The organism is Streptomyces sp. NPDC088097 (assembly GCF_044741845.1).
Lineage (GTDB): Bacteria > Actinomycetota > Actinomycetes > Streptomycetales > Streptomycetaceae > Streptomyces.
In genome coordinates this window covers 801,798-814,714 of the sequence record NZ_JBIUTJ010000002.1, presented here as the reverse complement: position 1 = coordinate 814,714, position 12,917 = coordinate 801,798, and the positions used below count along the sequence as shown (strand labels likewise).

Genomic DNA, 12,917 nt, shown 5'->3' with positions numbered 1-12,917 from the left:
GGACGGCGCGGGACGTACGGGGTGGGGTGCGGGGTGGTGGTGCTGAGGGGACTGACCGGCGGCGTGTGGGTGCGGGGTCGGCGCACCGCACAATCAGTAGCCAACTATCACTTCGAGGTGGTCGGCGTGTCAACATCATCCGATGGTCGACTATCAGTTGGTATGGTCTTCAGTGTGCCGATCGACCATCCCAAACCCCTGCGCGCCGATGCCGTGCGCAACATCGAGAAGATCCTGAGGGCGGCACGCGACGTCTACGCCGAGCAGGGGCCCGAGGCGCCGCTCGACGAGATCGCCCGCCGGGCCGGCGTGGGCATCGCGACGCTCTTCCGCCGCTTCCCCGACAAGGCGGCCCTCCTGCGAGCGGTGCTGGAACAGCAGTTCACCCAGGACGTGCTTCCCGCCATAGACCGGGCGCTCAAGGACGAGGACCCCCGTCGCGGCCTGGCCGGCGTGATCGAAGCCGCCCTGACCTCGGCGGCCGACGAACACCACGTGCTGACCGCGGCGAGGAACGCCGGCGTCGCCTCGGCGGAGACCAGCGCCCGCTTCTTCGACGCGCTCGACCCGCTCGTGGCGCGGGGCCAGCAGGCCGGGGTGATCCGGGGGGACCTCGTACCGGACGACCTCAAGCGGATCATGGCCATGCTCGTGAGCGTGCTGTGGACGATGGATCCGACCGAAGGCGGCTGGCGTCGCTACGTGACCCTGGTGATGGACGGCCTCACCCCCGCCGCGGCCACCCCCCTGCCGAACCCCGCTCCCCCGCTCCTGCGGAGGCAGACGGCGTAGACCGTCTCTTTCGGACCGTTTCGGAGTCTTCCGAACTCTTTGGGATCGTGCCGTTCGGTTCGGTCAGACCGGGGCGGTCCAGGCGGTGGTGAGTCCGTCCAGCCACGCCGGCGGCAGCTCCGCGGCGTCCCACTCCTCCCGCAGCTCCTGCGGCGCGGCGACGAGCCGCTCCAGCACGGCGATGCTCGTGGCGGAGTGGACGAGCGAGTAGCGGCCGTGCACCGTGATGGCGCTGCCCGGTCCGAACGCCGCGAACAGCCGCTCCAGGCGGGCCCGGTGGGCCGTGGCGAACTGCGTCAGGCGGCCGGCGTACCCGGCCCGCCAGCGGGGGGTCATCGTGGTGAGGACGGCGGCGAGCACCTCGTCGGTCACCTCCGGGTCCAGCTCCGAGACCTCGCTGAAGGCCAGGTACAGGGGTGTGACCGCCACGCGCGCCCGCTCCACCTCCATGCGCCCGGCCCGCGGACGCTCCCCGGCCGGTCCCGACTCCCCGTCCGCCCCCACGACCCGCTGCAGGGTCCGCTCGGTGACCTCGGCGAGCCCGTCCAAGACGTCCCCGGCGCCGTCGAACCGGCCCGACTCGTACGCCTCGCCCTTGCCGCCCGGCGCGGTACGGGCGCCTCCGCTCAGCTCCTCGTACGCGAGGGCCAGCGCGCCCGCCTCCAAGAGCCCGATCAGTTCCCGCGCGTCGCCGGCCGGGACCCCCGCCCGTGCGACCAGCTGCAGCAGCGTCGCCCTGGCGTTGTCGACACTGACCTCGTCCGGCCACTGCCGTCCCTCGTCGGCCGTGCTCATCGGGTCCTCCTCATCGCTCGGGTGGTGGTGCGGTGTGTCCAACTAGAGCGCGCCCCTCGACGGTTCGACGTTCGACGATTCGACGGCCCGGGTGCGCCCATGGCGGCCATGACATCAGATCGTCGGCGTGACGGTGGGAACGGGCCCCGGGGAACCGGCTCCCGGGGGTCGGGCCGGCGGGGCCCGGTGGATCTGGTGCAGGCCGAGGGGGGCCGGCGGGGGCAGCGGGGTGGGACCGGCGCCGCGGTCGGCGCGGAAGGACTGGATGAGGTAGGCGACCAGGCGGCGGGAGGCCGCCAGCGGGGCGTGCGGGGAGCCTTCGGCCGCGCCGCAGTTGGCGAGGAGCAGGAGGGTGATGTCGCTCGTGTCGAAGTCCGCGCGCAGTCCCCCGGCCTCCTTGGCACGCCGGACCAGCCGCTCCAAGGCCTCTTCGGCGTGGGTGCGTTCGTGGTCGAAGTCGACGGCGTCGGGGAAGCGCGAGAGGAACGCCGCGGTGAATCCGCGGTCGGTGGCCTGCATGGCGCACACCTTTTCGATGACGGAGCAGAACCCGCGCCAGGGATCCGGGTCGTCCAGCGCCTCGTCGAGGACCGCCACGCAGTGCGCGAGCTGTTCGGCGAAGGCCTCCGTGACGAGGTCGGCCCGGGTGGGGAAGCGCCGGTACAGGGTGGCGACGCCGACTCCGGCCCGGCGGGCGATGGTGGCGACGGGTACGTCGATCCCGTGGGCCGCGTAGGCCTCCCTGGCGGCTTCGAGGATCCGCTCGCGGTTGTGCCGGGCGTCGGCGCGCAGGGTCGGCGCCGGAGTCGACACCGCAGCCCGCGCCGGAGCCGATGCCGGAACCGACACCGCAGCCGGAGCCGGTTCCGCGACCGTCGGCCGCTTCCGATAGCGCTGAGCAGGCATGTCTCTCACTTGACCGTAAATGGAAGATGCCGTCCGTTTCGCTGGTTAGCGTACGTGGAGAAGCAAGCGGAAACCACCTTCCACTTGCGTCGCCACCCTTCCGCGTCCACCCCGATGCGCAGACCCCGTGAGGACACGACCGTGAACGAGATGCGCGCAGCCCTGTACGACCGCTACGGCCCCCCGGAGGTGCTGTACGTGGGCCGGGTCCCCGTGCCCGCCGTCCTGCCCGACCAGGTGCTGGTCCGGGTGCACGCGGCCGGTGTCAACGGCGGCGAGCTGTTCGGACGGGCCGGGAAGGTCCGCCTGGTGACGGGCCGTCGCTTTCCCCAGCGCACGGGCATCGACTTCGCCGGCGAGATCGCCTCGACCGGCGCCGAGGCGACCGGGGTGCGGGTGGGCGACCGGGTGTGGGGCATCCTGCCGCGTCGGCTCGGCAGCATGGCCGAGTACGTCGCCGTCCACCCGCGCCAACTGAGCACCGCGCCCGACAACGTCACCCTTGCGCAGGCCGTATCACTGCTGGCGGGCGGTACGACCGGCCTGACCGCACTGCGGGACAAGGCCGGACTGCGGCCGGGCGAGCGCCTCCTCGTACGCGGCGCCAGTGGCGGAGTCGGCAGCGTCGCGGTGCAGCTCGGCAAGCTCCTCGGCGCGCACGTCACCGCCCTCGCCGGGGCCGGGAACCTGGACTTCGTCCGTGGGCTGGGGGCGGACGAGGCCTTCGACCACCGTGCGACGGGTCCGCGCCGACTGGGCACCTTCGACGTGGTCCTCGACACCGTCGGCACGGAACACCCGGCCTTCCGCCGACTGCTGGCCCCGGGCGGCCGGATGGTGGCCATCGCCTTCGACGTCGACCGGATGCTGCCCTCCCTGGGCTACCTCCTCGGCTCGACGGTGTACGGGACCGGCCGGGTCAGGTTCTTCAGCGGCAACCCCCGGCACGAGTCGTTCGCCGAGCTGGCGCGGTACGTCAAGAACGGCGACCTCCGCCACGTGGTCGACACCGTCCACCCGCTGAGCGACATCGCGGTCGCCCACCGGGCCCTGGAAGCGGGCGGCGTACGCGGGAAGCACGTCGTGCGGATCCTGTGACCGCGGTGCAGCGTCGCGCCCGGATGCCGTGGACCGTCACGACCCGTCCGGCACGCCTCGGCGTGGACGGAGGCCGACGTTCAATTCGCTGGTGCGGGCCGCGGCCGTCCGCTTAGAGTGGCGCCGCGACCGCGCCCCCGATGCGCCCGGCTGCGGCTACTTCCTTCTGAAACCAAGTGACGCCGCCGCCCCTTTTGATCTCGGGAGGCGCGGCCGTCCGCATCCCGCCGTCCATCCGTCGGATCCGTCCGACGTCGCGGCCGGCGCTGTCCGTTCCTTTGGATCCGGGGGGATTCACTGCCTCGTCACACCCAACGCGTTTCCAAGGTCTGGTCCGAGATGCTCGTGGCCCCGCACGTCTCGGCGGCCGCCCGCACCGCGCCCGATCCGGTCATCCACCACGGAGGCACCGGGCAGGAGCGCCCCACCGGGGCAGCCTCCCCGACCTTCTTCCGGGAGCCCCGGGAGGAACTCTTCCTGCTGGCCATCGGCAACTTCGTCTCCCAGAAGACCTTCTACGAGGGCGGCCGGGAGCGCGACTCCCGCTACGCCCGCCTCGTCGGTGCGCTCGCCCTCGAAGACCCCGTGTGGACGGCCGGCCTGCTGCGCTGGCTCCGCGGCGAGGGCAACATGCGTACGGCGTCCCTGGTGGGCGCCGCCGCGTACGTCCGGGCCCGGCTGGAGGCCGGGGCGTCCGGCGGCCCGTCCAACCGGTCGGTGATCGACTCGGTGCTCCGGCGCGCCGACGAACCGGGCGAGCTGCTCGCCCACTGGATCTCGGAGTACGGGCGGAAGGTGCCGCAGCCCGTGAAGCGGGGCGTCGCCGACGCCGTGCGCCGGCTGTACTCCTCCCGGTCGCTGCTGAAGTACGACACCCCGTCCAGGGAGTTCCGCTTCGGTGACGTGCTCAACCTGGTGCACGCCTCTCCCGACCCGGAGAAGCCGTGGCAGGGGGCGCTCTTCCGGTACGCCCTGGACCGCCGCCACCACCCGGAGACAGCGGTCGCGCCGGCCTCCGACCGGCTGCTGAGCGCCCACCGGGCGTTGACGGAGCTGCCGGTGGAGGAGCGGCGGGCCGTGGTGGCGGGGCCGGGCGGCGCCGAGCGACTGGCCGGGGCGGGCATGACCTGGGAGGCCCTGGCGGGGTGGCTACAAGGGCCGATGGACGCCGTCGCGTGGGAGGCCGTGATCCCGTCGATGGCGCCGATGGCGCTCCTGCGGAACCTGCGGAACTTCGACGCGGCCGGGGTCTCGGACGCGGTGGCGGCCGGGGTCGCCGCACGCCTCTCGGAGCCGGCCGAGGTCGCCCGATCCCGGCAGTTCCCCTTCCGCTACCTGGCCGCCCGCCGGCACGCGCCCGCGACGCGCTGGGCGGAGCCGCTGGAGCGGGCGCTGGGCCATGCGCTGGCCAACGTACCGGCCCTGCCCGGCCGGACGCTGGTCATGGTGGACCGGTCCGACTCGATGTTCTGGGACACCGTCGGCGAGCGCTCGAAGCTGACGCGGGCGGACGCGGCGGCGGTGTTCGGGGCCGCTTTGGCGATGCGCGCCGAGCAGGCGGACCTGGTGGAGTTCGGGTGGTCCAGCGCGGTGGTGCCGTTCGCGGCGGGGGAACGGGTGCTCGACGTGCTGGGGCGCTTCCACAGCCTCGGCGGCACCCACACCGCCACCGCCCTGCGCGCCCGGTACGAGGGGCACGACCGCGTCCTGATCGTCACCGACGAGCAGGCGGCGGACCGGGGCCTCGGCGGCGCGACGGAGCCGGTGCCGGCGGGGATCCCGGTCTACACGTGGAACCTGGCGGGGTACGAGTCCGCCCACGGCCCCGCCGGCCCCCACCGGCACACCTTCGGCGGCCTCACGGACGCCGCTTTCCGGATGGTCGGCCTCATCGAGGCCGGTCGCGACGCCGCCTGGCCGTGGACCGTCGACCCGACGCCGTGAGCCCCAGGCCCAAGACCCCGGGTCCGGGGTCCGGGGGCCAAGACCCGGGTTCCGGGGCCGGGGTCCGGGAGCCGGGCCGCCGCCGATTTATCCAAGACGGGCCGGTCCCCGCGACCTCAGAATGGGGCCTCCGGCGCCCGGACGACCGGGAGGGGCCGTTCGCGCGAGAGGTGGCGGTCCCGTGCCCCGGCCGCGATCCTCGTACCACCCCGGTGGTAGCCGACGCTTCCCCTGGGGGTAAGGGGGATCACCTCCTGGTGGGCCGACGCCGGCCGCGGCCGGAGGCTACGTTGTCGCCCGTTCCGCAGCACCCATGACGGAGGATCACCGCATGCAGACCCGTTTGGCCGATGACCCCCGCAAGCGCGCCGTTCGGGGGATAGCCCTCGTCCTGACCCTGGTCGGCGCGCTCCTCGGGGCCGCGCCCGGGACCGCCACGGCGACGAGCCCCGCGCCCCCGCCCGTGCCCATCCTGTCCTGGGGCCCCTGCGACGACCCGGGGGACGGCTTCGAGTGCGCGACCGCCGAGGTCCCGCTGGACTACCGCCGACCCACGGGACGTACGATCCCGATCGCGGTCACCCGGCGGCTCGCGGCCGACCCGGCCCACCGCACCGGTGTCCTGCTGCTGCACCCCGGCGGGCCCGGCAACTCCGGCGTCAACTTCGCCCGCGACAGCTACGACGCCCTGCCCGCCTCCCTGCGCGACGGGTTCGACGTCGTCGGGTACGACATGCGCGGCGTGGCGCGCAGCGGGCAGGTGGAGTGCTGGAACGACACGGAGTACTCCGCGGCCGTCGACGCCGCGCGCGGCGTGCCGGGCCCGGGGGCTCTCCAGGTCGCCGTCCGGCAGGGGCGCGAGTTCGCCGCCGCCTGTGAGGCACGCTCCGGAGACCTCCTGCCGTTCATCGGCACCGCGTCGAACGCCAAGGACATCGACCTGCTGCGCCAGGCCCTCGGCGAGGAGAAGCTCTCCTTCTACGGCCGTTCCTTCGGCAGTTACGTCGGCACGGTCTACGCCGCGCAGTTCCCCCGGCGCGTTCGCGCCATGGTCCTGGACGGGGCCTACGATCCGCGCCACTACGCGGACCTGCCGTACGCCTACGACGCCGGGCAGTACGTCGCCCTGGACTCGGCGGTCGGCCGCTTCCTGGACTGGTGCGCTCAGAACGCCGCCGGTTGCGGGTTCGGCGACGGCCGGCCCCGGGAGGCCTTCGAGCAGCTCAAGCGGGACCTGGACGCCAACCCGGTCATCACCGCGAGCGGACGCCCGGCCACGGGCTACACCCTCGCCTACCGCCTGATGTTCAACATCAACTCGGGCAAGGAGGTCTGGCCCTACCTGGGCCAGGCGCTCAAGTCGGCCCAGGCGCACCAGGGTTCGTTCCTGCTGTCACCGCCCTCCCCCGCGTCCTTCGACTTCCTCAACGTCAACATGGCCGTCGAGTGCGCGGACCGCGTCTACCCGACGAGCAAGCTGCTCATGGGTGCGTTGGTCGGCGCCGAGGCCGCCTCCGCCCCGCTGCTGGGACCCCCCATCGGCCTCGGGCCGCCCACGTACGACCACAACCACGCGCCCACCTGCGCCCAGTGGACCGCGGAGCGCCCGAGCCGTTACGAGGGCTCCTACCGGGCGGCCGGCTCCGCCCCGATCCTGATCCTCGGCAACACCGGTGACCCGGACACTCCGTACCAGGACGCCGTGGCCCTCGCCGGGACGCTGGACAACGGACGCCTGCTGACTTTCGCCGCCGAGGGGCACACCGCATACAACCGGAGCGCGTGCGTCAGCGCCCTGACCACCGCCTACCTGGCCACCCTGGCGCTGCCCGCACGGGGAACCGTATGCGCCGACGAAGCGCCCCCGGAGCCGCTCGCCCGTCGCGCGCCGATCACGGAGGTCGACGAGACGCGCGACGTGATCCCCACGCTCCACTGACCACCGCCCACTGACCACCGCCCGCCGGCCACCACCCGCCGGCCAACCTCCGGCGCCCGAACGGGGCCGCGGCCGACCACCGGCCGCGGCCCGACGCCGTGCGCGCGGGGGCCGGCGACCCGATCCGACCCCGCCCGGCCGATGTACCACCCTGGTTGGACGAGTATCCCGAGCATGCCGCCCAAGGGCCCACCAGGGATTACGGGACAGCCCTTAGGCTCTGGCCATGGCATTCAGGGGAGGGTGGTGGGGAGCCGTGCGCGCGGTGCTCCCCCAGGTGGCCGACACGGTCTACGCGTTCGGATCGCTGGCGATCTCGGCGTCGATGCTGCACAACTGGCCCGACCCCCACCACTACTGGCGCACCCCCGACGCCTTGGCCTACGGCCTCCTCGCGGCCGTGTACCTGCCGCTGGCCGTACGTCGCCGCGCACCCCTCCTCGTCCTGGGCACCACCGCGACGGCCGTCCTGTGCCATTTCACCCTGGCCTACTACCATCCGGTGGCCGTCTGCGGTCTGGCCCTGGCCAACTACACCGTCGCCGCGCACCGTTCGCGCGAGGTATCCGTCCCCTGCACGGTCGTCACGTGGCTGATCCTGCTCTGGGGGACCCGGCTCGCCGAGCCCGGCATCGGCGCCCTCAGCGTCGCCTTCGTCACCGCCACCGCCGCCGTCACCTGGGTCACCGGAGACGTGTCGCGCCGCCTGGCCGAACGGGGCCGGCGCCTGGCGGCCCTCACCGAACAACTCCGCCGCGAGCAGGAGGAACGCACCCGTAGGGCCGTATCGGACGAATGCATGCGCATCGCCCGCGAACTCCACGACGTCATCTCCCACCACGTGTCCGTCATATCGATCCAGGCCGGACTGGCCGACTACGTCTTCACCACCGACCCCCCGACCGCGCACAAGGCCGTCGCCGTCATCACCGACAGCGCGCGCGACGCGGGCGACGAGATGCGCCGCATGCTCGCCGTCCTGCGCCACGGCGTCGAGCACACGGCGCACGGGCGCAGCGGCGCCCTCGCCGGCGCCGAAGCCGACACCGACGGCCCGCCCCCCGGCCTGGCCCGCCTGGACGAACTCGCCGACCGCGTCCGGGCGGCGGGGGTCCCCGTCCACATCACCGGGGACGCCCTCACCGGGCCGCTCCCCGCCGGCCTGGACGTGTGCGCGTACCGCGTCGTCCAAGAAGCCCTCACCAACGTGCTCAAACACGCGCCCACCGCCACCGCCACGGTCTCCCTCGCCCGCGAGCAGCGGTCCCTGCGGGTCCGCGTCACCGACACCGGCCCCTCCCGCCCACAGCCCGAAACCCGAGACGTCCCAGGTCACGGCTTGATCGGCATGCGTGAGCGGGCGACAATCTACGGTGGCACCGTGACGGCCGGTGCCCGCTCACACGGGGGATTCGAAGTCGACCTGGTCATGCCCGTACCGGACATGTGACGACCGATCGACCGCGAAGGAAGCCGTCGACCGGGGGGAGAACAGCACATGCCCAAGGTTCTTGTGACCGACGACCAGATCCTCGTCCGCTCGGGACTCGCCGCGCTGCTCCGGGCCGCCCCGGACATCGAGGTCGTCGGAGAGGCCGCCAGCGGCGAGGAGGCGGTGCGGCTGGCCGCCGAACTCCGGCCGGACGTGGTCCTGATGGACGTCCGCATGCCCGGCATGGGCGGGATCGCCGCGACCCGAGCCATCGTCGAGCAGCCGCTCGGGCCGCCGCCCAAAGTCATCATGCTCACCACCTTCGACCTGGACGTCTACGTCTACGAGGCGCTCCGGGCGGGAGCCGGCGGCTACCTCCTCAAGAACACCCCGCCCCAGCGGCTCCTGGCGGCCATCCACACCGTCCACGCCGGAGACACGCTGCTGAGCCCCGCGGCCCTCACCGAACTCCTGAAGGCCTGCGGATCAGGCCCGGCCGCGGTCCGGCCCCGTCCCGAACTCGCCGCTCTGACCGCCCGCGAGGTCGAGATCCTGACCCTCGTCGGCTCCGGTCTGTCCAACCACGACATCGCCGCGCGCCTCGTCCTCAGCCCCGCCACGATCAAGACCCACGTCCACCGTTGCATGACCAAACTGGCCCTCACCAGCCGTGCCCAAGCCGTCGTCTTCGCCTACGAGGCGGGCCTCATCACGGCTTGAGGGCGCAGCGTGACGCGTCCGGGGGCGGCTCAGGTCGAGGACGCTCAGGGCGAACATCAGGACGCCCAGGGGGATGTGCAGGCTCAGCACGTGCGCGATGCCCAGGACCACCTGGAGCGACGCGAGGAGCAGGAACCCGGTGGCGTGGAGGATCGGGCGGGGGGAGCCGCCGCCCGGACGCCACGCCAGGACCGCGGCGAGCACGTACAGCATCGAGGCGGCGTACATCCCCCGGGCACCGACACTGTGGAGCACCTCTCCGTGCTGTGAGGACAGCGCCATGCCGGAGGTGACCGCCTGGAAGAAGATCGCCGCCGTCTGCACGGCGATCGTGGCGCGCACGAACGTCGCGAACCGGGGGCCGCGCTGCCGCCCCGCCGTCCGCGCCTCAGCCGTCTCCGTTGCGGTCGCCCCCGCCGTCGTCGTCCGTGTCCTCGTCCGTGTGGCCATGGCGATCCCCATCCCTCGGCTGCTCGGGAGTGGTCGGGGCCGACGCCCCGCTCCCTCACCAGACCGACGACGCGGCCCTCCCACATGTGAGGCGTCGCGGCAGAGTTACGGTGTGACCTGCGTCTCGGCGATCACGGCGAGTGCGGTTCCGACCGAGGGGGTCACCACCATCATGAGCATCCGAACCGAGCCCGATCCCCACCCCGATCCCCACCCGGAGCCCCACCCGGAGCCCCGTCCCGCGCCGAAGCCCGGATCCGAGGCCGAGGCCCAGGCCCAGGCCGGTCGGGGCGTGAGCGTGATCGCGGGCGAGTACCGGCAGTTGATCAACCTCGCCTACCGCCTCCTCGGCTCCCTCGCCGAGGCCGAGGACGCCGTGCAAGAGGCCTTCGCCCGCTGGTACGCCATATCCCGGCAGCAGCAGGAGGCCATCGTGTCCCCCGGTGCCTGGTTGACGACGGTGGTCAGCCGGATCTGTCTCGACGTGCTCGGCTCGGCGCGGGCGCGGCGCGAACGCTACGTGGGCGAGTGGATACCGGAGCCGTTGCCCGACGCCACGGAGTGGATGACCGGACGGCCGGGCGACGGGCGGGCCGATCCCGCCGATCGGATCGCCTTGGACGAGTCGGTCGACATGGCCTTCCTCATCGTCCTCGAAGCGATGACGCCGGCCGAACGCGTCGCGTTCATCCTGCACGACGTCTTCCGGTACCCCTTCGCCGAAGTGGCCGCGATCGTCGACCGCACGCCCGCCGCGTGCCGGCAGCTGGCCTCGTCGGCCCGTCGTCGCGTCCGGGCGGCTCGGGCTCCCGTGACGCCGGCCGGCCGGCAGGCCCGTGTCATGAGGGACTTCAAGCGGGCGTGGGAGGCCCGGGACATCGCCGCCCTCGTCGGTCTGCTCGACCCCGACGCCACGATGGTCTCCGACGGCGGCGGCCTGGTCGGCGCGGCGCTCCGCCCGGTCACGGGCGCCGGGGAGATCGCCCGCTACATGGTCGCGATCGCCGACCGGGCGCCCGGCATGACGCTCCTGGTGCGGTCGGTCAACGGCCGGGCCGGCCTGGTCGCCCAGCGGGCCGGTGTCACGGTCACGGTGGCCGCGTTCGGCCTCACGGACGGTCTGGTCACGCACATCTGGGCCGTGCGCAACCCCGAGAAGCTACAGCCGTGGAGCCTGTGACACCGCTCCTCGCGGACCGCACGGGGTGAACGCGCCCCACGCGCACGGGCGGCGACCGCCGGGGCCTTCGCCCGGGCGGTCGCCGCCCGTCCCAGCTCCGGGTCAGTGCGAGCCGGGGTGGGTGGCGCGGGCGTGGGCGTTCTCGAAGCGTTCGAAGGCCGCCTCCTGACGCCATTCGACCTGCGCCTTCGGGCTCCCGGCCAGGAAGCGGGCGCAGCGCTCGCCCGGGCTCTCGACGCCCTGGTGTTCCTCGGCGCAGGGCCCGGTGGGCCGGTAGCCGGTGCGGACGTCACGGTTCCACAGGCCGCGACCGGGCAGGAACGAGTGCTCCAGCGAGGCCCGGGCCAGGTCCCTGAGCTCCGGGTAGCGCAGGCCGTAGCCCTCGGCGGCCCGGCGGTACTCGTCGGTGATCTCGATCAGGGAAACGCCCGGGTCGTCGGTGGCCAGGACGACCGGCACCCCGTGGCGGCGGTAGGTGGCGAAGGGGTGCGCGTCGCCGGAGACGCGCAGGATCTGCTCGTTGCTGTGGAAGGGGACCTCGACCGCGATCCGCCGCTCGGCCATGTACCGCATGAGTGACTCCCAGCGGTCCTCCTGCATCACGGAGACGCCGTGCCCGATCCGCTCGGCGCGGCCGGTCTGGGCGGCCTCCCTGATGTGGAAGGTGAGGTCCTCCGGCTTGACCAGGCCGGGCACCAGCTCGCCCGCGTGCAGGGTGATGTGCGCCTTCGGGTACTGGGACTTGAGGTAGTTCAGCATCCGCATGTGCAGGCGGTAGTCGCGCAGGGCGACCTCGCCGTCCTCGGGCTGCACCAGATTGACGGCTACGAAGCGCGGGTCGCGCTCGGCGAGCCGCATGGCGAGCGCCATCTGCGTGAAGACCCGCTCCGGGGTGCCGAGGCGGGCGACCTGGGAGATCCAGCGGTACGGGAGGGAACACGCCGCGTCGGGTCGCGGGGTGTCGCAGTGCGCGGCGTCGCGGAACTCGGTGTCGGTGGCGTCCGCGTCGGCGCGGGCCTGGCGGACGACCTTGTCCAGGCCGCCGCCGGCGATGAGCTTGTCGTGCAGGCGGTCCAGGTCGGCGTCGTAGCCGACCCGGTCGGCCAGCTCTCGGGCCTGGCCGGAGGCCGGGGAGACCATGGTCTCCAGGTAGAACTGGTTCTGTCGGGCGGCGGAGTTGGCGACCTCCGCGAGCATCCGACCGGGGTGGCGCCAGGTCACCTCGCCGAACTTGCCGAAGGTCGCGAAGAAGTGGTCGTGCCCGTTGCCGTCGGCCGGGAAGTCCTGCATCGACCAGGCCCGGATGACCTGCACGCGGAACGCCGCGTCGGTGACGGCGTCGGCGGCGGGCCGGGTGCCGGGACCGCACGGCGGGGGCACGGCGGTGGTCGTGTCGGTGGTGATGCACAGACCGTCGCCGGCGGCGAGTTCGATCAGGAACTCGGTGGTGACCGCGCCGGACAGGTGGTTGTGCAGGTCACCGCCCTTGGGCAGGTCGGCGAAGAATTCGGCGCCCGGGTGGGCCGGAGCGGGGGCCGGGGGCGCGGCGGGGCGCGGAGAGCGCGTACGCGGAGGAGGGTGCGAGCAGGGCGAGGGCGGAGAGCGCACCGATCAAGTGGGATGGGATCACGGGCACATGGTGGTGACACCGGCCGCCTCGT

General features: G+C 73.2%; 10 protein-coding genes and 1 pseudogene. 7 read left to right on the top strand and 4 right to left on the bottom strand.

Annotated features, from left to right (window positions below):
• Window positions 1–174: 174 nt before the first annotated feature.
• A complete protein-coding gene (locus ACIOD1_RS09705) occupies window positions 175–792 on the top strand; it encodes a helix-turn-helix domain-containing protein (protein WP_365630489.1) in 618 nt (205 codons plus the stop codon).
• 63 nt (window positions 793–855) lie between these two features.
• Here ACIOD1_RS09705 and ACIOD1_RS09700 read toward each other — a convergent pair whose 3' ends face one another.
• Together ACIOD1_RS09700 and ACIOD1_RS09695 are read right to left on the bottom strand one after the other, a co-directional pair.
• Window positions 856–1,587, bottom strand: coding sequence for a hypothetical protein (locus tag ACIOD1_RS09700; protein ID WP_401901305.1), 732 nt, complete (start codon window positions 1,585–1,587; stop codon window positions 856–858).
• A gap of 114 nt (window positions 1,588–1,701) precedes the next feature.
• Window positions 1,702–2,493 carry a TetR/AcrR family transcriptional regulator gene (locus ACIOD1_RS09695; RefSeq protein WP_401901303.1) on the bottom strand — a complete coding sequence of 264 codons (792 nt, stop codon included), beginning with the start codon at window positions 2,491–2,493 and terminating at the stop codon, window positions 1,702–1,704.
• 150 nt (window positions 2,494–2,643) lie between these two features.
• Between ACIOD1_RS09695 and ACIOD1_RS09690 the strand changes: the two genes are divergently transcribed.
• From ACIOD1_RS09690 to ACIOD1_RS09670, 5 genes are all read left to right on the top strand, one after another.
• Entirely contained in the window at window positions 2,644–3,591 is a 948-nt protein-coding gene (locus tag ACIOD1_RS09690) for an NAD(P)-dependent alcohol dehydrogenase (protein WP_401901407.1), read from the top strand.
• Between the two features lie 339 nt (window positions 3,592–3,930).
• On the top strand, window positions 3,931–5,535 hold the full coding sequence (locus tag ACIOD1_RS09685; RefSeq protein WP_401901301.1) for a TROVE domain-containing protein: 1,605 nt from the start codon (window positions 3,931–3,933) through the stop codon (window positions 5,533–5,535).
• A gap of 331 nt (window positions 5,536–5,866) precedes the next feature.
• The gene (locus ACIOD1_RS09680) at window positions 5,867–7,474 is read left to right on the top strand and encodes an alpha/beta hydrolase (RefSeq protein ID WP_401901299.1); all 1,608 of its coding nucleotides are present in this window, start codon (window positions 5,867–5,869) and stop codon (window positions 7,472–7,474) included.
• Window positions 7,475–7,700: 226 nt separating this feature from the next.
• Complete coding sequence (locus tag ACIOD1_RS09675) at window positions 7,701–8,924, top strand: sensor histidine kinase (protein WP_401901297.1); 1,224 nt, start codon at window positions 7,701–7,703, stop codon at window positions 8,922–8,924.
• Window positions 8,925–8,972: 48 nt separating this feature from the next.
• Complete coding sequence (locus ACIOD1_RS09670; RefSeq protein ID WP_365630474.1) at window positions 8,973–9,626, top strand: response regulator transcription factor; 654 nt, start codon at window positions 8,973–8,975, stop codon at window positions 9,624–9,626.
• A gap of 24 nt (window positions 9,627–9,650) precedes the next feature.
• Here the strand turns inward: ACIOD1_RS09670 and ACIOD1_RS09665 are convergent.
• Window positions 9,651–10,076 (bottom strand): annotated as a pseudogene (locus ACIOD1_RS09665) (hypothetical protein); the annotation flags it as partial.
• A gap of 172 nt (window positions 10,077–10,248) precedes the next feature.
• Between ACIOD1_RS09665 and sigJ the strand changes: the two are divergent.
• Complete coding sequence (gene sigJ / locus ACIOD1_RS09660; RefSeq protein WP_401901295.1) at window positions 10,249–11,256, top strand: RNA polymerase sigma factor SigJ; 1,008 nt, start codon at window positions 10,249–10,251, stop codon at window positions 11,254–11,256.
• 102 nt (window positions 11,257–11,358) lie between these two features.
• Here sigJ and ACIOD1_RS09655 read toward each other — a convergent pair whose 3' ends face one another.
• A complete protein-coding gene (locus ACIOD1_RS09655) occupies window positions 11,359–12,864 on the bottom strand; it encodes an adenosine deaminase (protein ID WP_401901293.1) in 1,506 nt (501 codons plus the stop codon).
• Between the last annotated feature and the right edge of the window lie 53 nt (window positions 12,865–12,917).